We start from the raw sequence: 24,667 nt of genomic DNA, 5'->3' as shown, positions 1-24,667 counted from the left end.
GGTAGTCGCGGAGACGGAGGAACACGACCGCAAGGAGGCCCGGCATGAGAAAGACCGACCGGCGGACGACCGGTGAACGGCGTCGGCTCACGGACGAGGAGTTCCGTGCGCTGATGCGGGAGGCGAGCGCCGAAGCGCGCCGCCGCTCGCTCGGGGAACCGCTCGGGGAGGAGTCCGACTTCGCCCTGCGCGCCCAGCACGCCGAGTTCGGGGCCGCCGCCCACTGATCGGCCCGCCACCGCGGTCCCGTGCCCTCCCGGCCCGGGGCCGCGGCGCGCTTCGGGGACGGCCGTCCCGGGCCGAAGGGCACGCGGGTGGGGGAGAGGGGCCCGGGTTCCCGCCCCGACGCGTTTCCGTGTTTGTGCCTCTTTGTGTCTACCCGCCCCGATCCCCCCGCCCCGGCGCGTTCCCGCCCTCCGCCCGCGACGCGAAGGACCCTCGTCCGCGACGCGAAGGACCCCCGCACCTGGGATAAGGCCCCATCGGTCGGGTAGTCGCGTATCGGCCGTGCGACATTCCGGAGGGAGATCGACGCCATGACCAGTCCGAGCAATCCCGACCCCGACCCCCGGGACACACCCGGCGTCGACGCCGGTGGCGGAGTCGCACCGGGCGAGACGCCACCGGCCGAGTCCGGAACGGGAACGGGGACCGGCCCCTACCGGCCCCTCCGGCGCGGATGGGCGGCCGGCCCGCTCGTCGCCCTGTGGGTGGTGGTCGCCCTGTGCGCGTTGTTCTTCCTCGTGTACGCGATCGTCCTGATCGCCCGCTGAGCGGCCGGCCGCTCCCGGGACCGCCCGGGCCACTTGTACAGACAGCAGAACCGGAAAGGAACCGTCATGGACCGCAACGAGCCCGACACGGACGAGGCCCGCGGCGACGATGTCTACCAGCCCACCCACTCCGACGTGGACAACCCTCCCACCGACGAGCTCGATCCGGAGAACGCGATCCTGACGGACCCGCTGGAGGACATGTCCGGCCCCGGCTACTCGCCGCCCGAGCGCCCGCGCGGAGTGAACCGCTTCGGCACCACCCAGCGGGAGCAGCGGGAGGGCGAACCGCTCGACGACCGCCTCGCCCAGGAGGTTCCCGACGCGCAGCCCCCGGCGGGCGACAGCATCGGCGACCTTCCGGGCGGCACGGGCGAACCCGTCGACGAGCAGGCCGGCGCCACCAGGGCGGGACGGCTCACCCCGGTCGAGACCCCGAGGGAGACGGGCAACCGCACGGTCGCCCGGGACGTCGGCCCGGACGACTGGGCCGCGCCGGCCGAGGAGGCGGCGATGCACGTGGACACCGGGGCGGACGCCACGGTGGACGAGCCCTAGGAAGCCGGGAAGCCGGTGGTTCGGCGGTCCGGCGCCGTCCTGCCGACCGCCCGTCCCGCGCCCGCGCGAGGGCGGCGCCACAAGCCCCGGACGCGCGTCCGCCCGCCCGTCCCGTGGACGGGCGGAGCGGGCAGCCCCTCAGGGACGGCACCAGTCGTCGGACGTCAGGCGTCGGGCGCGAGCCGGCCAGCGGCCCCATGCCGAGCGTCCGCCGTCCGCCGCCCAGGACGCCCCGGTCACGTACGACGCGCCGGGGCTCGCCGGGAAGGCCACCACGGCGGCCACCTCGCGGGCGTCCCCCGGCCGGCCGAGGGGAACGCAGGACCGGGACACGGACCGCACGTCCTCGTCCTCCTGGCCGGTCGCCGGAGTGGCGATCTCGCCCGGCGCGCCGGAGTCGACGGTGATGCCGCACTCGCCCAGCTCCAGGGCCATGACCCGGGTGAGGGGCCCGAGACCGCCCTCGGCGGCGCGGTACGGCCCGGCGCCCATGCGGGGCCGGTGCTCGTGCACCGACGTGATCCGCACGATCCGCCCGCCGCGTCCCGGAGCCTCGCCCTCCTGCGGAGCCGTGTCCTCCGGTGCGCCCGCCCCTGTCGCAGTGGGGCGTGCTCCGCCACCGCCGGTGCCCCCGCGCCCGCCCGGGGAAGACGACGTGCGGCCCGGACGAGTGGACCCCGTCCGATCGGGCAGGGGCGGGGTGCCGCTGTCCGGGCCTTTCCCCTCCTGCCCGGACAGCGGTCTCCCCCGTACGGCCCGACCCGCCCGTCAGCCCTCCACGCCGGTGGCGTCGTGCGCGGCGCCCACGGGCTTCGACTCCGGTGAGCCGCGCTGCCGCAGGTACACGGAGAGGACGGCCATCGAGGCCACGGCCAGCAGTTCCGACTGCCAGTTCTGCAGGGACCGGCTCCAGAAGTCCGCGGAACCCAGGCAGGAGCTCCAGGGGACGGGGCCTGCAACTGGCGCAGCCGCGACTCGTTGGAGGCCGCGGAGCCCGCGATCGACTGGACCAGCCAGGACAGGACGAAGAAGACGGCCATGGTGAGCCCGAGCGACCGGGAGTACAGGGTCTGCCGCCAGTCCCCGGTGCCCGCCCACCGGGGCGAGTCCGGCCGCGCGTGACCGCCCACGCGCTGGTCGCGCTCGCTCTCCGGGCCCGCCCTGTCCAGGGGCTTGGACTCGGGCGAGCCGCGCTGGAGGAGGTAGACCGTGCCGAAGATGTACAGGAAGAACTGCAGGAACTCGGACTGCCAGTTCTCGGTGACGTCGACGGCGAAGTCCGAGGACATCAGGTAGTCGCCGAAGCCGATCTGCTGCAGTCCCCGCACGGCCAGCTGTTCGTTGAACTCGGCGCGCCCCGACACGGCCTGCGCCGCGAGCACCACGAGGAAGGCTCCCCCGAAGCAGAGGGTGAGGCTGTTCGACCGCCAGAATCCCTCACGGTCCCGCCCGCCCCTCACCGGTGCATCAGCCCGATCGCGGTGAAGTAGCCGAGACCTCCCAGGACGGTCAGCACGCACGCGGCGAACATCATCCGCACGGTCACGCCCCCTTCAGCGCGCAGTGGTGGGGCGAGTCGTCCTTCTCCGGCACGCAGCCGGCGGCGGTGACCCGCCACCCGTCGTCGAACTGCGACAGGAACAGCGTCTCGCCGTCCATCCGGAGCAGAGCCTGACGGCCGTACACGTCCACGCTCCGCACGGTCCTCCCGCGCGGCAGCTTCCGCTCGGCCAGGGCCCGTTCGCACGACCGCGACCCGTCCTCCTCCAGCTGCTCCCGGCTGTCCGGGGCGAGCAGCCCGCACGCCGTGCCGTAGGCACCGGAGGCGAGCGACTCCTCGAACGAGAGGGCCGCCCGAGAGGCCCCGTCCCGGCGGGCCGGGGACGCGCCGCACGCGCCCAGCAGGAGTACGGCCGCCGCCACGGCCACCAGCACGGGAATCCTCACCCTGTCTCCTCCGTCCGGACCTCGCGGCCACGGCGCCGGAACCCGCGTGCCGCCTCCCAGGCGTTTCCCGCCGGAACACGGCGGCGGAGGGGCCGAATGCCGATGGACCTCACCCGTTCGAGTGTCCCCGCGCGGTCCGGAGCGGCACGGTGGGCGCGAACCGCCGGAACCCGCGCGTCCGGCGCGCGGGGCGGGCGGGAGGCCGGACACCCGGAAGGCCGACTCGTGGGCGCGCCCCGCGCCGTACGCCCGGGGCCCGGGAACGGTCCCGCCGGCCACCCGGTGAAGAAGGCCCGGAGCCCGTTGTCAGTGGCCCTGGCTAGTCTCCCCGCCATACCGCAGTCCAGGGGCGTCGTCCCCGTGGTCCGGGCTGCGCGGTTTCCGACGGACAGCGGAGGGGCACGGCCGATGGCGTGGCTTACGGCGGACGAGGGGTACGAGATCACCCTCGAGGACGGACGCGTGGTGGCACGACGCGCCGGGGGACGGCAGTTGAAGACGCTGCCGAAGGCATTGCGCGACCATCCCGAGGTCGACCGGCTGAGGCGGCTCGCCGAGTGGCTGGACCGGCACGTGGCCGCGTGCGTGGCCCAGGTGGACACCTGGATGGTGTCCTCGCTCCCCGTGCCCACCGAGCTGATCGCCCGGGTGTGGCCGGACGAGGCGTGGCGCTCCGCCCTCCGCGACATGGCGGTGGTGGGCGACGACCCGGACGAGGTCGGCTTCCTGCGGGACGCCACCCCGGACGGCGGGCTGAAGGTGGTGGACCTCGACGGCGAGACGGTGCGCCTCTCCCCGCGCACCGTGACGCTCCCGCACCCGGTGCTCCTCCCCGACCTGGACGACGTGCGGGACTTCGCGGCCGAACTCGGCATCACCCAGCGGGTGGAGCAGATCCACCGGGCCACCTGGGTCCGGCCGGCCGGCGCCCACCCCGGGACGGCGACGGAGGTACGGGACTACGCGGGCGGCAGGTTCGCCTCGCGCTTCGGCCTCGCGGCCCGCGCGACCTCGCTCGGCTACCGGGTGTCCGGCGGCTACGCCACCTGCCGGGTCCGTGACGGGGGCCGCGCCGCGGAGGCGTCCGTGTGGATCGGGGAGCCCTACTGGGACGGCGAGACGGAGACCGGCGGGCTCGGCTGGCACGACGACGAGGGCCGCGCCGTACGGCTGAACGAGGTCGGACCGGTGGCCTGGTCCGAGGGAATGCGCATGGCCGCGGCGCTGTACGCCGGCCGCACGATCGAAAAGGGTGGGGACGCGTGACCGGCACGACCGCTTCCGACAGGAACTCCCTCGCCGCCCCGGGCGGCGCCCGCGACGGCGCGGACCTGCTCAGGGCCGGAGCGGTGCTCCCGGCCGGCACCGGGGGAGCGGGGGCCTCGGCGGTCGAACTGACCGCCCGGACCTACCGCCATCCGGCCCTCGGGGACGACCGGGTCGTCGTCCGGCTGGCCGCGGCCGAACTCGGCCCCGCCGAGGACCTCGCCGCCGGCTTCCTCGGCCTCGAACCCCACGGGGAACCGGCCGTCGTGGGCCTCGGCCACCGCCGGGAGCTCGGCTTCCCCGAATGGGTCCTGGTGCACCACCCCGAGGACGGCCACCACGCCCTCGCGGTCGTACCGGAGCTCGACCGCCTCGCCCGGCAGGCCAGGACCAGGCCCAAGGCCGCCCTGGACGCCTGCCACGAACTCGCCGGCCGGCTCGCCTCGGCCGTCCCGCACTTCCTGCCCGTCTTCTACGAGCAGGCCGCCCGGGTCTTCCTCGGCGTCGACAACACCACGTACGCGGGGCAGCTGTTCGCCCGCGCCCGCACCAGCGAGGCCCAGCACGGCCTCCCCGTCGACGAGGACCGGCTCGACGCCGTCTTCCTCGAATTCGCCCTGGCCGGCGCGCTCCCGGTGAAGGTCCTGGCCGGATACGGCAAGGACCTCGCCGCCCGGCTCGCCCCCGCGGAGGCGTACGAGCGCTTCCGGCGGCTGTGCGTGCGCCGGACCGCGGGCGGGCTCGCCCCCTCCGCGCAGGTCACCGCGGAGCTGCGGCGCCTGGCCCGTGCCGCCGGCCTGTCCGCAGCCGAGGCCGAACAGGACTACCTCACCGACCTCCTGCCGCTGCCGGCCACCCTGCGGGCGGCCGAAGGATGGTGGAAGACGCACCGGGCCGCGCTGACCGCCCTGGCGCGCCGCGTCCCGGCCGTACGCGGCACGCTCCTGGGGATGATGCCGGCGTCCGACGACGCCGGACCCGGCGAGCTGTGGCTGGACGTCCTCACGGAGTCAGGGGCGGACGCCGGACTGACCGACGCGGACGCGCCGCCGGAGGAACGCTGCGCCGACGGTACGGCCGGCTGGCTGGAGCGCTTCCACGCCGCCCGGCACCGGGGCTGGGGCAGCCGCCCCGCCCTGCCGGCCCTCCTCGACCTGGTGGACCGGGCGGCCGGACGGCTGCGCGCCGACCTGGCGGCCCGCCCCGGGGGCCGGGGCTGCCTGCGGATAGGCGTCGAGGACCTCGACCTCCTCGACCTGCTGCTCTCCCTGGACATCCCGGTCGCCGACCCGGAACCGGAGACCCGGAAGAGGAGCGGAGCCTCCCTCAACCTGTCGGACTGGGCGCGCGGCGACGCCCCCCGCGACCTGGCCGCGATCGCCGCCGACCCGCGCTTCCGGCCCGCCTTCCGGCGCGCCGCGGACGGCTGCGGCGGGACCGCCGGAGCCGACGTGATGCGCCGGCTCGCCGCCACCGCCGGCGGCCGTCGGATGCTCACCGAGTGGATGCGCGACGTCGCCCGCGCCTCGGTGGCGGCGGGACTGCCCGGACTGCCCGGGGCGATCGCGCGCCTGTCGTGGCTGCCCGCCGAAGTCCTCGCGCTCGCACCGGACGAGGTCGCCGCCGCGGCCTCCGCCGACCTCGGCGCGATCCTGGCACGCACCCTGCGGGGCGGCCTGTGGGAAGAGCTCCACTGGCCCGCGTGGGAGGAGGCGGTCGCCGAACTGGCCCCCGGACGCGGCGGCCCCGACGACCTCACCGTCGTCGAGGCGTGGCCCCACCTGATCGTCGCCAACGCCCACCGGGCACGGGTCGTCGGCGCGGACTCCACCGTCCTCACGCACGACCTGCGCGCACCCGCCGGACACTCCTCCCGCCGGTACGGCTTCCACTACGTCGACGGAGCCCTCCTGGTCTTCTGGACCGGCTACGGCGACGGCCCGGCGGAGGGCTACTGGCACACCGCGCCCGACCGCGTGCTCACCCTGGACGGCGACGTCAGCCACTGGTCCGTCCGTTCCGGACACCCCAGCCTGCCGCTCCCCGGCGGCGGACGCACCACCGGCGGCGGGGTCCTGCACGCCGGCGACACGAAGTTGCCCCGGGAAGCACCGGTGCTCTCCGACGGCACCTCGTACTGGGTCTGGGAGAGGGGCGAGGGGAACGAGGGGGACGGCGACAGCGGCTGGACCGAGTACGACCCCGCCGAAGGCACCCGGGGCCGGCGCTCCCGGCCGGGCTTCCTCGCCGACGCGACCCGCCGGCACGCCCCCGGCGCCGAACTGGCTGCGCACTCCTCGTGGATGCGGCCCGCCCCGGCGGTGGACGGTTCGGCCCTGGGCACGCCCCCCGGCGGCCTGCTGGGCTGGCGCGTCCTGCGCGTCCCCGGCGACGGCTGGCGCGCCGACGACACCGCGGGCCGCGGCGTCTCCCTCCCCGAGGGCTCCGAGATGCCGGTCGCCCTCCTGACCTTCCCCGGCGACGACCGCCCCAGGGCGCTGACCCGGCAGTGGCGGACGCTGTCGCTCACCGACCCGGACGGCGTGATCACCACGACGGCCGACGGCGACCGGAGCGACATGTACCGCACCGCCGCCGGACCCCTGCCGCCGGTGTCCCACCTGTACGCGCTGCGCCCGCGCGACCCCCGGGGATCGGCCGTGCTGCGCGCCGCCGACGCGGAGACCGCCGGCACCCTGCTCAAGGCGGCCGTCCTCGCGGAGCGCGCGGCGGACGTTCCCGGACTGGTGGCCGCCGCGTTCCCGGGGATCACCGCGCCCGAACTGGTCGCGGGCGTGGCGAAGACCGTGCTTTTCGCCGTGGCGCAGCAGAAGGACCTGGACGCCGTGGCCGCGCGCCTCGACCCGGCGGCCGGGACCGCGGAGGTCCGCGTCGAGGGCCCCTCCGACGAACTCCTCGGCGAGGCGCTCGACGGACTCACCGCCTCCGGTTACTACGGCCGGGGCGCCGACACGGACGTGGTCCACCGCTTCCTGGACGGACTGGCGGCGGCGCGGACCGACACCTCCGCCACGGCTCCGCCCGGCAGACTCCATTACGACCTGCCCTCCCTGCCGTACTCCCCGCTGCCCTTCGTCTCCCTCCTGGACCAGCCGGCCCTGATCGCCTACCGGGCCGTCGCACCCGGCAGCGGTGCTGCGCACCGGGCCGCGCTGCTCGGCGTGCTCGGCCGGATCGACGCCCTGGGACTGGCCTCGGCGGCGGGATCGGCCGCCCACTGGCGCCGGGTGACGCTCCACCTCGCCGCTCCCCACCTGCTCACCCCCGACGGCCAGGAGCGTTCCGTCTCGCACGCCACCGTCCTCCCGCTGGGCGGCGGAGCGGTCCTCGGCATCACCGAGAACGACAGCGGTGTCCCCGACGGGCGGGAGTTCGAGGCACTGTTCCACGATCCCGACGGCCGCTTCGAGGCACCCGGCCCGTACACCCTGCGCGGCGCGGCGCCGGTGGGCGACCGCGGGCGCGCCCCCGGCTGGCTCACCGCCTTCCTGCGGGAGGCGGAGGGCCGGACGGCGGCCCCCTTCTTCCCGGAAGCGGCCGAAGAGTTCAGCCGGCTCACCGGAGCCTCCGGAGCGCTGGCCCGGCTCGTCCTCGCCGGCATGCCGAACGTGGACAGATGGGAGAGCGCCTTCCTGCCGACGGAGCTGCGCACCACCCTCGGCCTGAAGGCGACCGAGGCCAACCACGCCCGCGGCGAGCTGCGCGCGCTCCCGGTCGAGGTGCGGCGCGCCGTGGTGGCGGCCCTCCTGCCCGACGACCCCGCGCGCCTGTGGAGCGAGGGCCCCGACGTGGCGTCGGCGGCGGCCGTCTGGAACGCGCGCGTGGGACGGCGCGCCCGGGTGCCCGACGCGCTCCTGGGCGAGGCCGTCCGCGCGGTCCGGGGCGGCTGGCCCGTCCACCGGGCCCTCCCGGCGCTCCTCGACCCCGCGTCGTCGCCCGAACTCGGCACCGACGTGGCCTGGCACATCTCCGGGGACCGGCCGACGACCGTGGAACCGGTCGACCACCCGTTCACCGACGCGGTCCTGACGGGCGCGGTGGCCCTGACGGCCTGGCTGGCCCACCGGCTGCCCGCGGGCGACCCCGTGCGGGCGGCGCTGCCCGGCGCGCTCACCGCCGTACGACAGCGCCTGGCCTCACCCGCGCTCCTCCTCCCCGCCGGGCACTACACCAGCCTCCCGGACTTCCGGAAGGTGGCGGGCACCCCGACCGAGACGGCGCCGGACCACGAACGGTACGGCGCGGTCCTCATGGCCACCCACGACGACCGGCCCCGGCCGGCCCTGCGGACCGTCCTGCTGGACTCCACCGGTTCCGACCCCCACCTGGCGGCGCTGCGCGGCCCCGGCCAGGAACCGACCGGGATCGAGACGGCGCTGCGGCGCGCGTACGACCCGGCGTTCGCACGGCTCCTCGCCGACCCGGGCGCGCCCGCGGCCGGCGGGACGGACCGGGAGGGCACCTGGTGGCCGCAGGACTCGTCCCGTTCGGTGCCCGGCCTGGTGGCGGAGGTCGCCACGGCCCACGGCCTGGGGGCCGACGCGGCGGCGCTGTACCTGATGCTGCTCGCCATGCCCGACCCCACCGACCGCAACACCGCCCGGTGGACGGGGTGGAAGCCGGCCCGGCTCAAGGCGGCCCGTGCCGAACTGGCCGCCACCGACCTGGTGGTGTCGGCGGTACGGGCCAGGGCGGGACGGTCGCTGTTCCTGCCCGGCGCCTGGTCCGAGCAGAAGGCGCCGGTGCCGCCGGTCGAGCGGTGGAAGCTGCCGATGTACGGACCGGTCGCGGACGACCGGCCGGTCCTGGGCGTCCTGGTGCCGGCCGAACCGGCCGCCGAACTGTTCGCCCGCGCCTGGCGGCGGGTCCTCGACGGCGACGTCCCCCGCTTCGAGGAGCTGAAGGTCCGGCGCACCAGACGCCGCCGCTGACGGACCGCCGCCGACCGGCCGCCGGCCCCGGCGACGACACGGCGGGCCCGCGCCCGCCGCCGTCCGCGGGGGCGGCACGGCCGGAAGGCACGCCCCCGACGACGGCGCGGCGCACCCCACCCGGTGCGCCGCGCCGGTCACCCGTACCCACCCCCGGAGGAACCCCGCATGACCGTCACCGAACAGCCCGCCCCCGCCCGGCAGGTCCGGCCGGCCGAGGAGCGCCACGCCGCCGAACTCGCCTTCCTCGCCGCCCAGGACCCCGGCCCGCGCCCGCCCGGCTGGGTGCTGACCCCCCGCGCGGTCGTCACGTTCGTCTGCGGCAGCGACGGCGTGGAACTGGCCCTGCCCGAGCGCCGCGCGGACCTGCCGCCGAAGCTGGGGATCGCCCCCAAGTTCGTCGGCGAACGCGCCCTGGTGGAACGCTGCGTGGTCACCCTCGCGGGCGAGCGCGGCCTGCTGCTCACCGGCGAACCCGGCACCGCCAAGTCGATGCTCTCGGAACTGCTCGCCGCCGCCGTCAGCGGCACCAGCTCGCTCACCGTGCAGGGCACCGCCGGAACCACCGAGGACGCCTTCCGCTACGGCTGGAACTACGCCCTGCTGCTCGCCCAGGGCCCCACCCCGGGGGCCCTCGTCGACTCCCCGGTGCTCGCCGCGATGCGCACCGGCCGGGTGGTGCGCGTCGAGGAGATCACCCGCTGCCTGCCCGAAGTCCAGGACGCCCTGGTCTCCGTCCTCTCCGACCGCCGGATCACCGTCCCCGAACTGACCTCCACCGAGGACGCGGTGGTCGCCGCCGCGCCCGGGTTCACCGTCATCGCCACCGCCAACCTCCGCGACCGGGGAGTCTCCGAGATGTCCGCCGCGCTCAAGCGCCGGTTCAACTTCGAGACGGTGGACCCGATCGCCGACGCCGACACCGAGGCCGCCCTGGTCCGCCGGCAGGCCGTCGCGGCGGTCCGGCGCGCGGGCGCCTCCTTCGGCGTCGACGACGCGGTCCTGGACGCCCTCGTCACCGTCTTCCGGGACCTGCGGTCCGGCCGCTCCACCGAGGGCTGGGACGTGGAACGGCCCGGCACGGTCATGTCCACCGCCGAAGCCGTGCAGGTCGCCGCGTCGCTGGGGGTCGCGGCCGCGTACCTCCCGGGAGGGGACGTCCTCGACCTCCTGCCGGGCCACCTCCTCGGCGTCGTCCGCAAGGACGACCCGGCCGACCACGCGCGCCTCCTCGGCTACTGGGACGGTCCGGTCCGCCGCCGGGCGGAGAACGGCTCGGCCATGTGGCGCCGCCTCTGGGACCTGCGCGGGAGCCTGCGGTGACGCTCTCCGATCCCCGGGCGGCCGTGGACGCGCTGGCCGCGTCGCGCGCCCCGTACCTGCTGGGGGTACGCCACCACAGCCCGGCCCTGGCGGCCGTGGTGCCCGCGCTCCTCGACGAGGCGGGTGCCGAGGTGGTCTGCGTGGAGCTGCCGGCCGACTTCCAGCCCTGGCTGGAGCACCTGACGGACCCGGAGACCGTCGTCCCCGTCGCGCTGGCCGGGACGGACGGGCACGGACGCCTGTCGTTCTACCCCTTCGCGGACTTCTCGCCGGAACTCGCGGCGCTGCGATGGGCACGGGCCCACGGGGCGGAGGTCGTCTGCTGCGACCTCCCCCTGACCGACCCCGGTCGGTCGCCGTCGGACCCGGACGCCGACCACGACGGGGGAGGGGACGGCCTCCCGGGCATCGACGTGCCGGCGGACCCGGACCCCGGCGCGGAGCGGGCCGCGGGCGCGGAAACCGGCCGCGGACCGGAGGCGGCCGGCCCCGGGAACGGTACGGACGGGGGGAGCGCCCCCGCGTCCGCCGCCGACGCGGAGGGCGGGTCCGGCGGAAGCGCCCGCCGGGCCGGGCCGGACGCGGAGGGGCGCCGTTCCTTCGCCGGGGCGCTCGCCGCCGCCGGCACCGGCCGGGACGGCGAGGACATGTGGGACCGGACCGTGGAGGTGCTGGCGCCCGGCTGTTCCCCCGAAGCGGTGCGCCGCGCGGCCCTCGGCGTGGGCTGGGCCCTGCGCGACGACGCCCCGGTGTCCGCCACCGACCTCGCCCGCGAAGCCCGGATGCGCCGGGTGATCGCCGGGGCCTCGGCCGGAGGACGCCGGGTCGCCGCCGTGATCGGCGCCTTCCACGCACCCGCCCTGCTCGCACCGGCGGCCATGGACGCCGGCACGGATCGGGACGCGGACGCGAGTACGGACGCGAGCCGGGTCACGGACGAGGACCCGGGCGCGGGTACGGGCGAGGGCCCGGGCGCGGACGCGGAGGTCCCGGCGGGACCGGGCGCCGCCGGGCCGTCCGGGACCGGCCGGGGCCGCGCCCGGACGGCTCCCGCGCCCCCGGAGGCCCCCGCTTCCCCGGTGGCCCCGGTGGCCCCGGTGGTCGAGGTCGCCCCCGCGACCACGGACGGAGCGGTGACCTCGTTCGTTCCGTACTCCTTCGACCTGCTCGACTCCCGGTCCGGCTACCCCGCCGGAATCCGCGACCCGCTGTGGCAGCAGGCCGTGTTCACCGCCGCCGGCGACCCCGGCCGGATCCGGGAGGCCGCCGCCGCCTCGGTGACCGGTCTGTGCCGGGAACTGCGCCGCGCCGGCCACACCGCCGGCACCGGCGAGGCCGCCGAGACGCTGCGGCTGGCCTGCGACCTGGCCACGCTGCGCGGGCTCCCCGCGCCCGGACGCGGAGAACTCCTGGAAGCCGTCACCACCGTCCTCGGTCAGGGCGAACCCCTGGGCCGGGGCCGGGCGCTGGCCCGCGCCCTGGAGACCGTGTTCGTCGGCGCCGCGCGCGGCCGGACCGCCCCCCGGGCTCCCCGCTCCGGCCTCGGGCCCTCGGTGGAGGAGGAACTCGCCCGGCTGAAGCTGCCGTGCCCGGCGGACCCCGAACCCCGCGAGGTCCGCCTCGACCCGCTCCGTTCCCCCCTCGACGGCCGCCGCGAGATCCTGCTGCAACGCCTGCTCGTCATCGGAGCCTCCTACGGTGAACCCCTCGCCGTGGCGGCCACCGGCGACGGCACGGCGCTCGGCACCAAGTGGCGTCTGGCCTGGAACCCGTCCGTGCCCGCGAGGCTCGACCTCGCCGGGGTCCGGGGAGTCACCGCCGACCGGGCCGCCGCCGGCACCCTGGCCGGGATCGCGCGCCGCGAAGCCGCCGAGGGCGGCCCCACCCCGGACCAGATCCTCACCGGCCTCACCGCCGCCGCCCGCTGCGACCTGCCGGAGCTGGTCGACGCGCGGCTGGCCGAGGCGGCCGCCGTGCTGCCCGGCACCGCCGGCCTCCCCGACCTCCTCCGGGCGCTGGACCTCCTGGAGGGACTGCGGCGCGGCCACCACCCCGGCACCACCCGGGACGCCCGCGCCACGGCGGGCGCGCTCACGGGCGACCTCCTGGAGGCCGCCGTACGGTCGCTGCCCGGACTCGCCGGGAGCGACACCCCCGCGGACGCCGGCGCCCTCGTGGCGCTCGCGGACCGGTCGGCCGCCCGGCACCTGGGCCTCCGGATGGACCGGGCCCTCGCCGGACTCGCCGCCGAGGGCTCGCCGCTGATCCAGGGCGCGGCCCTGGCCGCACGGGTGATGCTCGACCTGGACCCGGCCACCGGGCTCGGGGAGCGGGTGGCGGACTGGATCGACGGCGCGACCTCCCCCGGCACACGGCGGGCCCTGGTGAAGCGCCTCACGGGCCTGCTCACGGCCGCGGGCCCCCTGCTCCAGGTGTCCCCGGGAGCGCTCACCCCGCTCCTCGACCGGATCGACGCCCTGTCCGACCGGGACTTCCTCGACCGGCTCCCGGCCCTGCGCGGCGGCTTCGACGCGCTGGCCCCGGCCGCCCGGGAGCGCCTCCTGACGACCGTGACCGAACGGCTCGGGGACCGGCTCGACCTCTCCCTCGACGTCCCGCCCGAACTGCTCGCCCTGTGGACGGCGGCCGACGCGGCCGGCCTGGCCGCGCTGAAGGCGTCGGCCCTGCCCGTCCCGGACGCCTCCGGGGCTCCCGGCCCGGACCGGGACGCCTCCGGGAAGCTCCCCTCCGCGCCGGACGCCTCCGGGGCCTCCCGTTCCGCCCCGGGCGCCGCCGCACCCGTGACCGGTCCGCCGGACGCGCACGCGGCCGGAGCACCGGGGGACCGGCGGCTCGGCCCGGCCGACCGGTGGCGCCTCCTCCTCGGCCGCCACGAGGACCGGCTGCCCGCCGGCGCCCGCCGTTACGCCCGCGCCCTGGACGAGCTCTACGGCACCGGACGCGGCGAGGGCGCCGACGACCTGGAGGGCGGCGGGTCCGGCCGGGGCGGGGGACCGGAACCGTCCTTCCCCACCGCCCGGGAGTGGTCGCGGGAACTGGAGGCCCTCTTCGGGGCCGACGTGCGCGAAGAGGTCCTGGCCGAGGCGGCCGACGCGGGGCGCGCCGACGCGCTCACCCAGCTGGACCCGGCGGCGGTGCGCCCCTCGGTGGAGCTGCTGAGTTCGGTCCTCTCCCTGGCGGGCGGCATGCCCGAGGCCCGACTCGCCCGGCTGCGCCCGCTGGTGAAGCGGCTCGTCGACGAACTGGCCCGGGAACTGGCCACCCGGCTGCGGCCCGCGCTCTCCGGGCTCGCCACCCCGCGCCCCACCCGCCGGCCCGGCGGCCGCCTCGACCTCGCCCGTACCCTGCGCGCCAACCTCGCCCACACCCGGCGCGCGGACGACGGCCGGATCGTGGTCGTGCCGGAACGGCCGGTGTTCGGCACCCGGGCGGGCAGGGAGGCGGACTGGCGGCTGGTCCTGGTGGTCGACGTCTCCGGTTCGATGGAGGCGTCGGTGATCTGGTCGGCGCTGACCGCCGCCGTGCTCGGCGGGGTGCCGACCCTCTCCACGCACTTCCTGGCCTTCTCCACGCGGGTGGTGGACCTGACCGACCGCGTCGACGACCCCCTGTCGCTGCTCCTGGAGGTCCGGGTCGGCGGCGGCACGCACATCGCGGCGGGCCTCGCGCACGCCCGCTCCCTGATCACCGTGCCGAGCCGCACCCTCGTCGTCGTGGTCAGCGACTTCGAGGAGGGCGCACCGCTCGCCGGCCTCCTGGGCGAGGTGCGCGCGCTGGCCTCCTCCGGCGCGCACCTGCTGGGCTGCGCGGCGCTCGACGACGCCGGGGCGCCCCGCTACTCCGTCCCGGTGGCGCGCCAACTCGTCGCCGCCGGCATGCCGGTGGCCGCCCTCAGTCCGCTCGCCCTCGCCCGCTGGGTGGGCGACCGCCTCCGTGGAGAACCCCGTTGAGCCCCGAACCCCTGCCGCCCGTCGCCCCCGACGTCCTCGCCGAAGCCGTCGAACAGCTCAGCGCCCGGCTGCGCGGGAGACTCGACGCCGCGATCGCGGACTGTGCCGGACGCGCCGTCCGGACCGCCGGCGGAGCCCTGTCCGTGCGTTTCGGCGAGGACACGGTGGTCACCCTGGACCCCGGCCCCTCCGGAACGGTCACCGACGCCGGACAGGCGCTCTGCACCTGCCTGCTGGCCCCGCGCTGCCTCCACCGCGCCGCGGTCCTGGGCGCGGCGCCGCTCGCGGACGCGCAGGCCCCGCCCGAACCGCCCGACCCCTCCGGACCCTCCGGGGCGACGGACGCCGGAACCGGACGGGCCGCGCCCTCCGGGAGCGCGCACGGCACCCCGCCCGCCTCCGCCGCCCCCGCGCCGGCCCAGGACACCGCGCCCCCGCCCACCCCCGCGCAGGTCCGTGCCGCGACCGCGTTGTGGGAGGCCGCCGCCGAGGCCCTGGCGGCGGGGGTCGCGGCCGGCGGGGCGGTCGTCCAGGCGGAACTGCTGCGCGCCGCCCACACCGCCCGCCTCGCCGGGCTCCCCCGGGCCGAGGCCGCCGCGCTGCGCGTCGTACGGGGACTGCGCGCCGCGCGGGAACGGAGCCGGGGACAGCGCCTCGGCGACCTCGCGGACGCCTTCCGCGACCTGCTGGCCGGAGCCGCACCGCTCGCCTCGGGCACGGCGGTTCCCGGCGCGACCGGTACCGCGCGCCGCGCCTACGGACAGGGCGGCAGCCTCCGGGTGTACGGCCTGTGCCGGGAGCCGGTCCTGTCCGCCACCGGGTACGGGGGCGTGACCACCCACCTGCTGGGCCCGGACGGTACCCCCTACACGGTGTCCGACGTGCGGCCCGGGGGACTGGCCCGTGCCAGGGGCGCGGGAAACGCGTCCGTGGCGCTCGGCGGGGCGGTCCTCGACCACGCGGGCCTCGCGCGCGGAGGGCTGCTGATCGTCGGCGCCACCGTCTCCGCGGACGGGCGGCTCGGCGCGGGCCGGAGCGTGAGCGCCACGCCGCTGCGCGGGACGGACTGGTCGCGGGAGCCCGCGGCGGCGCTGTTCGCCCGGCCGGTGGGCGAGGCGGCGGCCGCGGCGCTCGACCGGGGCACGGGGGAGAGCGACGGGCCCGGAGCCGCGCTCCTGGGGTGCGACGTGGAGGTGGCCGGCGCGGTGGGGGAGTACCTCGTGGTCCGTGTCGCCGGGGACGGGCCGTTGCTGCGGCTGCGCCCCGCCCACCCCCACCCGGAGCTGCCGTACGCCGCCAACCTGCGCCGGATCGCGGAGCACCCGGGCCTCGCGCTGCGGGTCCTGGGCCGTCCGGACCCGGACCGGGCGGCGACGCTCGCGCCGCTGGCGGTCGGCCCGGTGCCGGGGGCCCCGTACACGCTGCGGCTGCCGGACGAGTGGCTGGGACGGGCCGATCTGGGCTACGACCGGCTCCAGGGCGAGCACGTCCCGCGCGGGACGGCCGCCGGACGGCCCGGTCCGCCGGCCGCCGTACCGGACCCGCTGGCGGACGCGCCCCTGTGGCGGGTGCGGCGGCTCCTGGAGACGGGGGTCGCGGGCGGGCGGCGCGCCGTGGCCGAGGCCGGGCGGGGGACGGACGCGGCGGCCCTCCTCGCGCCGCTGCGCCGGGCGGGACTCGGCGGAGCGGCGCGGCTCGCGGAGGCCCTGACGGCGGAGGCGGACCGTCGCCCCCGCGACGTCTTCGGCCGCCTCACCGACGCCTCGGCCGACGGCTACGCGCGGGCGTGGCTCGCCTCGGCGATCCACCTGGCGGCGGCGGAGAGGTCGCTGGTGGTGGCCTCCTGGTCGTGACGCGGGGCCCGGGGCCGGTACGGGCGAGGAGGCCCGCGCCCTGAGGGGACGGCCGGTGGGCTCAGGCCGGATGTCCGGGCGTGAGGTCCACGACGTCACCGAACCGGAGGAGCGGCGGCCGGACCGTGTCGGGCGGGCCCTGTTCGACGGGGGCGAGCAGGAAGCCGACGTGGTCCCCGCCCCCGACGCGCCCGACGATTCGGCCGACGAACCAGGCGCAGGAGTCGGCGAGGACCGGTGCTCCGCCCGGCCCCGGCCGCCAGTCCACCCCGGCGAACGTGTCGGTGTCGTCGCCCGTCCGCTCCCCGAACCACGCCGCCGTCCCCTTCCGGTCGCTCCGCAGGACGTGGACCGCCAGGTGGGTGGCGCGGTGGGCGACGCGGCAGGTGTGGTTGGCGGTGGAGAGCCACACCACGAAGCGGAGCGGGTCGATCGAGCACTGGGAGGCGAACCCCACCAGACAGCCCGACCGGTCGTTCCCGGCCGAGGCCGTCACGACGTACATCGGATAGTCGAGCGCGTCGGTGAAACCGTCGGTGCCGGCCACGGTGAACTCCCGGAAGGGGCGGTGAGGGGCGGGACGCGGAAAGGACGCGTCTCCGCACCCCCCGTTCCCGGAAGCGCCCTGTCGCCCGGGCCCCTCGGAGAGGCGGCCCGGGGAACCCCGTGTCCCCCGATGGCCGCCCGGCAAACGCGCGACACGGGCCGCCCGTACGACATAACGTCCTCGGCGCGGGGTAGCGGCAGACCCATGGACACGAGACCCGAGCGCCGTCGCCCCGGTCCGCGCCCCGTCCCCGCCGGCCCGTTCCGGCCCGCGGCTCCCGCCGTGCGGGCGGAGCCGTACGGGCCCCGCCCGCCGGGAGCCCGACGAGAGGCCCGGGACCCCGAGGGGCGCCGTCGTCACCCGGGGGCCGGCAGGGCCCGACCGGCCCACCGCCTCGCGTCCGCACCGTGTCCACCGCCCCGAACGAGATCAGGGAGAGCCAGATGACCCACCACCGGAACGAAGAATCGGACCCGCGCACCACTCCGCCCTCCGAGGCTCCCGGAGAGAGCGGCGACCGGGAGGCGCGCGAGGAGGCGGCCGACGCGGTCGTCGGCGAGGCGGGCGAGAGCGACGAGGCCGACGGGGACGAGATCTCGGGCGGTCGCCACGAGGACGCGTAGGGAAGACCCGAACCGGTGCGACCGGGGGCCGTGAGTTCTCACGGCCCCCGGTCGCACGTCGTACGCCGGTCCCTCAGGCGCTCACGGCGGGAGGCGCGCTCCCGGGCGCCTGGAGCGGGGCGGCGGCCGGGCCGCTCGCCGTCAGGGGGATGCCGAGGCTCGCGCACATCCTTCGCGCCCTGGCGAGCGCGCTGAACGAGGCGGGGGACGGGCAGGCCGACGGGAACTCCAGGAACACCCGGGCGGGGCGGTAGGCGGAGACGATCGCCTCGATCTCCAGGGCCGCCGCGGCGCGGCTGGTGACGTCGAGCTCGCGCAGGAGTCTCAGGTGCAGGGTGCCGTCCTCGAAGGCGTGGCTCATGAGCATGGTCTACCTCCCGGACCTGGCGGGCGCCGTGGGCGCGGCACAGGGCCGTGATCGGTGGGGAGGGACCGGCGAGCGGCCCCGGTGCGGCGCACGGTGAGAAGTTCACGGGGATCGGGAGGGGCACCGTGGGCGCCGCTTCCTCGCGTGAGCCGGCCCGCGGGACCGCTCTTCGCCGGGCGCCCTGTGTCCAGCCCGAGGCAGCTCGACGGGGGACTGCCACCCCCATTATGCAAGGAACGCGCCTGCCTGCACCTTTCCCGTCCGGGGTCCGCGCGGCCGCCTCCCGATTGGGACGGGGAAGGCCGGGTACGCGGGCCACGACCACAGACGAGCCACGACGACACGGAGGAGGCCGACCCGTGAGTACGGTCGAGCAGACCATCGATGTGGACGTTCCGGTGCGGAACGTGTACGACCAGTGGACGCAGTTCGAGGAGTTCCCCCACTTCATGGAAGGGGTGGAGGAGATCCGGCAGATCGACGACCGCCACACCCACTGGCGGACCAAGGTGGCCGGGGTGCGGCGCGAGTTCGACACCGAGATCGTCGACCAGCTGCCGGACGAGCGCGTCGCGTGGCGCACCGTGGACGGCGAGGTCCGGCAGAAGGGCGTCGTGACCTTCCAGCGCCTCGACGAAGGACGCACCCGGGTCCGGCTCGCCATGGAGGTGGAGCCGGAGGGCGTGGTGGAGAAGGCCGGCGACGCCCTCGGCATCCTGGACCTGCGGGTCAAGGGCGACCTCAAGCGGTTCAAGGAGTTCATCGAGGAGCGCGGACGGGCGACCGGCGGCTGGCGCGGCCGCGTCCGGCCCTCGGACGCGGCGGGCCCGGCGGACGCCCAGGGGCCGTCCGGCACCTCCTCGCCCGGCTTCGGGACCCCGCCGGTTCCCCCGGCCGGTCCCGGGGTCCCCGGACAGCGCTGAACGGGCGCGGGGCCGGTCACGGACGATGGTCCGTGACCGGCCCCGCCGCTGTCCGCACCGCGCGGACCGCACTCCGCGAACCGCCCCGCGCGGAGGCGGCCCCGTGCCGCTCTCCGCACGCCCCCCACCGGGTCCCCGCCCGATTCCCGGGGAGCGGGTCACGGATCCCGGGTCACAGGTCCCGGATCTCGAAGGTCGCGCGCGCCTTGTTCATGAGGTCCGTGACGGTCTTCTCCGCGCCGTCCCCCGCGGGCACGTCCACCTCCAGGCTGAGGCGGTCCTGCCGGGACGTGACCACGACGAGGACCTTGTGCAGCCGCCGCGGCGTGCCCTCGCCCTCCTTGCTGTAGCTCTCGGTGAAGAACGCCGCGTCACGGCCCTGATGGGTGGTCGGTTCCACCGTGCCGACACTGGCGGCGCCCCCGGACGGCACGGAGGCCGTCTCGTGCTCCTTCTTCCACCGGTCCACGATGGCCAGGGGCGTCTCGGTGGCCTTCTCCTTCCTGACCACCTCCATCCACAGGTCGCCCTTGGGCGAGGTGTACCGCGTGCTGCGGTACGCCTCCTTCGTGGGGTCCAGGTCCTCCCACACGGTGATCTTCCAGTCGGACGGGGCCGCGACGGACAGCCGCATCCGGTACTCGTCGTACCGCTTCCAGCCCTCGGGCACCTTGTCGCCCGTCAACTGGAACACCAGAGTGGCGATCAGGGCCAGGGCGGCGGCCGCGCCGACCGCGATCCCCCGGCGGCTCCGGGCGAACCGGACCAGGGGCGGAGCGGGAGGACCGCCGGCCTCCGTCGCCGTCCCCGTCGCCAGGACGGTGGGCGTCCTCTCGGGGACGGGGCGGACCGGAGGAGCGGCGAGGGCGCCCAGGAGGGGCTGCGCCGCCTGGGCGGTGAGCCGGTTCTCCGGCTCCTTGCGCAGCAGTCCGGTGATCAGCCCCGTCATCTCGCCCGAACGCTGCGGCGGCGGAAGTTCCGAGAGCAGGATCGCCTGGAGGGTCGAGGGAGTGGTCTGCCGGCGGAACGGCGACACGCCCTCGACCGCCTGGTAGAGCATGATCCCGAGCGACCACAGGTCGGACTCGGGGCCCGGCCGGCGCCCCAGGACCCGCTCGGGGGCGATGTACTCGGGGGAGCCGATGAAGGCCCCGGTCTCGGTGAGCTTCTGCTCGCCCTCCACCTGGGCTATCCCGAAGTCGGTCAGGACGACCCGGTGGTGGTGGCAGACCATCACGTTGCCGGGCTTGACGTCCCGGTGCAGGACCCCGGCCTCGTGGGCGGCGTGGAGCGCGCCGAGGACGGCCTGCCCGATCCGCGCCGCCTCCCGGGGCTCCAGGGTGCCCTCGTCGAGGATCTCGGCGAGCGACCTCCCGCGCAGGAGCTCCATCACGATCCACGGCCGGTCGTCCTCCATGACGACGTCGTGGATGGTGACGACGCACGGGTGGTCGATCCGCGCCGCGGCCCGCGCCTCCCGCTGCATGCGCTGGTGGGCGGTGCGGCGTTCCGCGGCGGAGAAGTGCTCCGGGACCCGGGGCTCCTTGACGGCCACGTCGCGGTCGACGGCCTCGTCCCGTGCGCGCCACACCGTGCCCATGCCGCCCGCGCCCAGCCGCTCGAGCAGGCGGTAGCGGCCGCCCACGAGGCGGCCCGCGCCGGTGTCCGGCGGGGAGCCGTCCTTCGTCCCCGGGCGCGGGCCGGCGGCACCCCCGTGCTCCGCCGGACCGCGCCCGGACGCCCCCGGGGGGCGCTCCGGCGCCCCGGGGGCCGTTTCGGCCCCCGGGGCGCCGGGCGCGACCGGGGCCCCGAACCCCGGCGGCGCGGCGGGCGCCGGGCGGGCCGGATCGCCGGGCCGCGGCGCGGGAACCGGCGGTCGGAGCCCGTAACTCGTCGGCTCCTGCGGCCGTTCCCCGTTGCTCGTCATGAGCCACTCTCCACTTTCGTCCTACCGGCGTGCGCGTTCCGCACCCCGGGTCCGGGGCCGGGCCTCTCGCTGCCCGGGCCCGTTCCGGAGTGCGCACCCCCGCGCTCCGCATCCCGGTTCCGAGCCTGCCTGATCATGGACGGGCTTGTCCTTAGCACTCGGCGCACTACAGTTGGCACACCGTGCACTCGGCCCGGGGGTGCGCGGATCGCGGGGGCGAACCGTACGAGCCAGGGGGAGGGCCGGCATGCAGACGATCTTCGACAGCTTCGAGCTGCCCGTCCACGAACGGATCGACGCCTGGGTGGAGACCACGGCCCTCGCCCTGGTGCCGACCAGGTTCCGCTTCACGGACCCGGAGCGGTTCGGCGGCCGCCTGCGCGGGGTGTCGCTCGGGGCGGCGGACCTGACGGCGATGTCGTACTCGGGGCTCGTCTCCCAGCGCAGCCCCGCGCTGATCCGGAAGAGCGACCCGGAGCAGTACCAGCTCGCCCTGATCACCTCCGGGCGCCAGGCGATCGAACAGGACCGGCGCAGTGCCCTCCTCGGGCCGGGGGACCTGGTGCTCTACGACAGCTCCCTCCCGTTCGACGCCCGCGCCGAGACGGACGGGGGCGCGGCGGACTCGGTGCTGCTGCAGTTCCCGAAGAGCATGGTCCCCCTCCAGGCCCGCCACATCGGCGGACTCCTCGCCACCCCCCTGTCCGGCAGGGAGGGGGTCGGCAGCCTGTACGCCCGGTTCGTGACCGGACTCGTCGAGGAGCAGGACCGGTGCACCCCCGGCGACCTGGCCCGCCTCGGCACCACCCTCCTCGACCTGGCGGTCACCCTCCTGGCCCACCACGTCGACCGGGAACGCGCCGTGCCCGGGGAATCCCGGCAGGAGGTCCTCTTCCTCCGGATCACCTCGTTCATCGACGGCCACCTGGGCAGCCCGGACCTCACCCCGCCCGCCGTCGCCGGGGTCCACGGCATCTCCGTCCGCTACCTCCACCGCGTCTTCCAGCAGCGGGGCGAAACGGTCGCCGCGTACATCAGGCGCCGCCGTCTGGAGCAGTGCCGCAGGGACCTGGCCGACCCCGCCCTCCGGGACGTCACCGTCCAGGCCGTCGCGGCGCGCTGGGGCTTCCCCCGGCCGGCCGACTTCACCCGCTCCTTCCGCCGGGCCTTCGGGACGACCCCCCGCCAGTACCGGGAGGACGCGCTCGGCGGACGCTCCCCGGCAGGCGGCTGAACACGCGTGCGGGCCGGAGATCTGGTTACTTGGGGAGCATGACGAAGACCGCCCTCGTGATCATCGACATGCTCAACGCCTACGACCACCCCGACGCGGAACTCCTCGTCCCCTCGGTGGAACGGGCCCTCCCCGCGGTGGAGCGCCTCCTGGAGCGCGCCCGGAAGCGGGGCCTCCCGGTGATCTACGTCAACGACAACTTCGGGAAGTGGCGCTCCCACCACGGGGAGATCCTGGAGGCGGCGCTCGACGGCCCGCGCGCCGACCTGGTCGATCCGGTCCGGCCGGACGAGACGTCCTACTTCGTCGTGAAGGCGCGCCACTCGATCTTCTTCGAGACGCCGCTCGCCTACCTGCTGGGAACGCTCGGCGTGGACCACCTCGTGCTCTGCGGACAGGTCACGGAGCAGTGCGTGCTCTACTCCGCCCTCGACGCCCACATCCGGCACCTCTCGGTCACGATCCCCCGGGACGCCGTGGCCCACATCCACGAGGACCTGGCCGACGCCGCCCTGCGCATGATGGAGGTCAACATGGGGGCGCGCATCTGCTCCGCCGACGAAGCCCTGGAGAGCGCGGACACGGCGGACACCGCAGACACGGCGGACACCACGGACGCCCCGGACCGGTGACGGCCGCCGGCCCGGTTTTCCGGGCCGGGACGGCGCGGGGGCGGCCGCCCCCACACGGGAGCGCGGACCCGCGCGTACGGCACGCGGCGCCGGGTAGGGGCGGGGAGGAGCGGAAGAGATCCTTCCCGGCGACGGGCGGGCCGGACACGGCCGCCACCGGACCGTCCTCCCCAACACGAGGGAGAAGGTGTACGGCATGAACACCGGCATCGGCACGTCGCACGCGCTCCCGCGCCGGCCCTTCCGGGCGGGCCGGCGGTGAGCCGCGCACGCGTCCTGCCGGGCCGCCGTCCGCCCGGAGGCGGCCGGGAGCGTCCGGCCCGCGGGCGGCCCACCCCGATACACGTCGGCGACACGGAGGTCGGATCCTCATGAACGCGTCCATGTCCCTGGTGCTCCTGCCGGACGGCCACCTCGTGCTTCCCGCCGACGAGGTGACCGGGCTGCTCCGGCACCTCGCGGCCGGGTGGCTGGAGTCGACCGGTGAGGAAGACGATCCCGGCCTCGCCCCGGAGACGGTGGCGGTCCTGGCGGGTGCCCTGACGGAGGTCGCCGACCGGATCGACGTGGAGTGCATCGCGCTCGCGCCGCCCGGGAGCGAGGACCCGTTCGACGACGGGGGCCCCTTCGACGACGGAGGCCCGTTCGGCGGCGGGGGACCCTCGGCCGGTCCCGGTTCCCCCGGTGACGACCCCCTCAGGGACCGCTACGGCGATCCGTACGACGGAGACGGTCCGCCGCCGCCCTGAGCGAGCGGGGGCGCGGGGCCGGCCTCCACGGATCGTTCCTCGCCAGGAGCGCGCCGACGTCCGCGAGGCGCCAGCGGCGCGCGTCGAGTTCCGGGTCGTCCAGGTCGTCCCAGTCCAGCGGGGCGGCCACGGGCGCGCCCGGCCGGGACCGCACCGTGTACGGGGCCACGGCCGTCTGCCCGTACGCGTTGCGCTGGACGTCGAGGTACAGGCGCCCCTCCCGCGCCTTCTTGCGCACCTCGGTGGTGAGCCGGTCGGGGTGGCGGGAGGCGAGCACCCCGGCGACGCCGGAGGCGAAGGCGCGCACGTCGTCGAAGGGGGCGCTCCGGTCCAGCGGCACCAGGACGTGCAGGCCCCGTGAACCGGTGGTCATGAGCAGCGACGGCAGCCCCACCTCGTCCAGCAGGCCGCGGAGCCACCGCGCGGCCTCCCGGACCGGCGCGAACCCCTCCCCGGCCGGGTCGAGGTCGAAGACCAGCCGGTCCGGGTGGTGCGGGCGGTCGGTCCTGGACAGCCACCGGTGCAGGGTCACGCAGCCCTGGTCGGCGAGGAGGACCAGGGTGGCCGCGTCCTCGCCCAGGACGTACGTGACGGTCCCGTCCTCCTTCGGCATCTCGGCGCGCCGCACCCAGTCCGGGAAGTGGTCCGGCACCTCCTTCTGGAAGAAGCCCCGGTCGCCGATGCCGTTCGGATGCCGCTCCATCGTCAGCGGACGGCCCCGCAGGTGCGGCAGCATCCTCGGCGCCGCGGCCCGGTAGTACTCCGCGAGGTCCGCCTTGGTGATGCCGTCCCCGGGGAAGAGCACCTTCTCCGGACGGCCGATCGTGACGGTGCGCCTGCCCGCCCGCACCTTCCGCGTGTCCGCCATCGCGTCCTCCTCCTTCTGTCTTCCGCCGTCCGCCACGGGTGGGCCCCCGTGGGACCGCTACCCGCGAGGACGCGCCGCTACCGGTGTTCCCCCGGACGCCGTGGCCGGGGAGCGCATACGACCCCGCCGTCCGGGGCAGCCGCGACCTGTCCCC

Annotated in this window: 18 protein-coding genes and 2 pseudogenes; 13 read left to right on the top strand and 7 right to left on the bottom strand. The window is 76.7% G+C overall.

The features are described 5' to 3' along the window. Nucleotides 1-44 precede the first annotated feature (44 nt). From ACFYZY_RS24955 to ACFYZY_RS24945, 3 genes are all read left to right on the top strand, one after another. Nucleotides 45-227 carry a hypothetical protein gene (locus ACFYZY_RS24955; protein ID WP_388698055.1) on the top strand — a complete coding sequence of 61 codons (183 nt, stop codon included), beginning with the start codon at nucleotides 45-47 and terminating at the stop codon, nucleotides 225-227. A 309-nt stretch (nucleotides 228-536) separates the two neighbouring features. Further along, nucleotides 537-773, top strand: coding sequence for a DUF6480 family protein (locus ACFYZY_RS24950; RefSeq protein WP_388698052.1), 237 nt, complete (start codon nucleotides 537-539; stop codon nucleotides 771-773). 66 nt (nucleotides 774-839) lie between these two features. Next, a complete protein-coding gene (locus ACFYZY_RS24945) occupies nucleotides 840-1,331 on the top strand; it encodes a DUF5709 domain-containing protein (RefSeq protein ID WP_388698050.1) in 492 nt (163 codons plus the stop codon). 138 nt (nucleotides 1,332-1,469) lie between these two features. On the opposite strand, the pseudogene ACFYZY_RS24940 reads toward ACFYZY_RS24945, so the two are convergent. The 3 genes and pseudogenes from ACFYZY_RS24940 to ACFYZY_RS24930 all read right to left on the bottom strand — a co-directional run. Next, a pseudogene (locus ACFYZY_RS24940) lies at nucleotides 1,470-1,883 on the bottom strand (SDR family oxidoreductase); the annotation flags it as partial. Nucleotides 1,884-2,099: 216 nt separating this feature from the next. Continuing rightward, nucleotides 2,100-2,791, bottom strand: a pseudogene (locus ACFYZY_RS24935) (DUF6766 family protein). A gap of 82 nt (nucleotides 2,792-2,873) precedes the next feature. Continuing rightward, nucleotides 2,874-3,278, bottom strand: a complete 405-nt coding sequence (locus tag ACFYZY_RS24930; RefSeq protein WP_388698048.1) for a hypothetical protein — start codon at nucleotides 3,276-3,278, stop codon at nucleotides 2,874-2,876. Nucleotides 3,279-3,686: 408 nt separating this feature from the next. Between ACFYZY_RS24930 and ACFYZY_RS24925 the strand changes: the two genes are divergently transcribed. From ACFYZY_RS24925 to ACFYZY_RS24905, 5 genes are all read left to right on the top strand, one after another. Continuing rightward, nucleotides 3,687-4,544: a DUF4132 domain-containing protein gene (locus ACFYZY_RS24925; RefSeq protein ID WP_388698046.1), complete on the top strand. Its 858-nt coding sequence runs from the start codon at nucleotides 3,687-3,689 to the stop codon at nucleotides 4,542-4,544. Beyond that, nucleotides 4,541-9,496 (top strand): DNA-binding protein, encoded by a 4,956-nt coding sequence (locus ACFYZY_RS24920; RefSeq protein ID WP_388698043.1) that lies wholly within the window; start codon nucleotides 4,541-4,543, stop codon nucleotides 9,494-9,496. The genes ACFYZY_RS24925 and ACFYZY_RS24920 overlap by 4 nt, the downstream gene beginning before the upstream one ends. A 168-nt stretch (nucleotides 9,497-9,664) precedes the next feature. Further along, entirely contained in the window at nucleotides 9,665-10,819 is a 1,155-nt protein-coding gene (locus ACFYZY_RS24915) for an AAA family ATPase (RefSeq protein WP_388698041.1), read from the top strand. Beyond that, on the top strand, nucleotides 10,816-14,790 hold the full coding sequence (locus tag ACFYZY_RS24910; RefSeq protein WP_388698038.1) for a DUF5682 family protein: 3,975 nt from the start codon (nucleotides 10,816-10,818) through the stop codon (nucleotides 14,788-14,790). The genes ACFYZY_RS24915 and ACFYZY_RS24910 overlap by 4 nt, the downstream gene beginning before the upstream one ends. After that, nucleotides 14,787-16,643 carry a hypothetical protein gene (locus ACFYZY_RS24905; protein WP_388698036.1) on the top strand — a complete coding sequence of 619 codons (1,857 nt, stop codon included), beginning with the start codon at nucleotides 14,787-14,789 and terminating at the stop codon, nucleotides 16,641-16,643. The genes ACFYZY_RS24910 and ACFYZY_RS24905 overlap by 4 nt, the downstream gene beginning before the upstream one ends. Before the next feature lie 61 nt (nucleotides 16,644-16,704). Here ACFYZY_RS24905 and ACFYZY_RS24900 read toward each other — a convergent pair whose 3' ends face one another. Next, the gene (locus ACFYZY_RS24900; RefSeq protein WP_388698033.1) at nucleotides 16,705-17,190 is read right to left on the bottom strand and encodes a flavin reductase family protein; all 486 of its coding nucleotides are present in this window, start codon (nucleotides 17,188-17,190) and stop codon (nucleotides 16,705-16,707) included. A gap of 407 nt (nucleotides 17,191-17,597) precedes the next feature. Between ACFYZY_RS24900 and ACFYZY_RS24895 the strand changes: the two genes are divergently transcribed. After that, complete coding sequence (locus ACFYZY_RS24895; RefSeq protein WP_388698031.1) at nucleotides 17,598-17,813, top strand: hypothetical protein; 216 nt, start codon at nucleotides 17,598-17,600, stop codon at nucleotides 17,811-17,813. A gap of 73 nt (nucleotides 17,814-17,886) precedes the next feature. Here the strand turns inward: ACFYZY_RS24895 and ACFYZY_RS24890 are convergent, their stop codons facing one another. Then, nucleotides 17,887-18,180, bottom strand: a complete 294-nt coding sequence (locus tag ACFYZY_RS24890) for a hypothetical protein (protein WP_388698029.1) — start codon at nucleotides 18,178-18,180, stop codon at nucleotides 17,887-17,889. Between the two features lie 359 nt (nucleotides 18,181-18,539). Here ACFYZY_RS24890 and ACFYZY_RS24885 point away from each other — a divergent pair, with 359 nt between their 5' ends. Continuing rightward, nucleotides 18,540-19,103 carry an SRPBCC family protein gene (locus ACFYZY_RS24885; protein WP_388698027.1) on the top strand — a complete coding sequence of 188 codons (564 nt, stop codon included), beginning with the start codon at nucleotides 18,540-18,542 and terminating at the stop codon, nucleotides 19,101-19,103. A gap of 172 nt (nucleotides 19,104-19,275) precedes the next feature. Here ACFYZY_RS24885 and ACFYZY_RS24880 read toward each other — a convergent pair whose 3' ends face one another. Next, nucleotides 19,276-21,030: a serine/threonine-protein kinase gene (locus tag ACFYZY_RS24880; protein ID WP_388698024.1), complete on the bottom strand. Its 1,755-nt coding sequence runs from the start codon at nucleotides 21,028-21,030 to the stop codon at nucleotides 19,276-19,278. Between the two features lie 247 nt (nucleotides 21,031-21,277). Between ACFYZY_RS24880 and ACFYZY_RS24875 the strand changes: the two genes are divergently transcribed. The 3 genes from ACFYZY_RS24875 to ACFYZY_RS24865 all read left to right on the top strand — a co-directional run bounded on the left by ACFYZY_RS24875 (nucleotide 21,278) and on the right by ACFYZY_RS24865 (nucleotide 23,645). Next, nucleotides 21,278-22,264 carry a helix-turn-helix domain-containing protein gene (locus ACFYZY_RS24875; RefSeq protein WP_388698022.1) on the top strand — a complete coding sequence of 329 codons (987 nt, stop codon included), beginning with the start codon at nucleotides 21,278-21,280 and terminating at the stop codon, nucleotides 22,262-22,264. 38 nt (nucleotides 22,265-22,302) lie between these two features. Further along, nucleotides 22,303-22,896, top strand: coding sequence for a cysteine hydrolase family protein (locus ACFYZY_RS24870; protein WP_388698019.1), 594 nt, complete (start codon nucleotides 22,303-22,305; stop codon nucleotides 22,894-22,896). A 371-nt stretch (nucleotides 22,897-23,267) separates the two neighbouring features. Beyond that, on the top strand, nucleotides 23,268-23,645 hold the full coding sequence (locus ACFYZY_RS24865; protein ID WP_388698017.1) for a DUF6213 family protein: 378 nt from the start codon (nucleotides 23,268-23,270) through the stop codon (nucleotides 23,643-23,645). Here ACFYZY_RS24865 and ligD read toward each other — a convergent pair. Then, nucleotides 23,593-24,513, bottom strand: a complete 921-nt coding sequence (ligD, locus tag ACFYZY_RS24860) for a non-homologous end-joining DNA ligase (RefSeq protein WP_388698015.1) — start codon at nucleotides 24,511-24,513, stop codon at nucleotides 23,593-23,595. The genes ACFYZY_RS24865 and ligD overlap by 53 nt on opposite strands. Nucleotides 24,514-24,667: the final 154 nt, after the last annotated feature.

The organism is Streptomyces sp. NPDC001744, assembly GCF_042892575.1.
Taxonomy (GTDB): Bacteria; Actinomycetota; Actinomycetes; order Streptomycetales; family Streptomycetaceae; genus Streptomyces.
The sequence above is the reverse complement of the archived record's forward strand: the minus strand, read 5'-3'. Positions and strand labels throughout refer to the sequence as shown.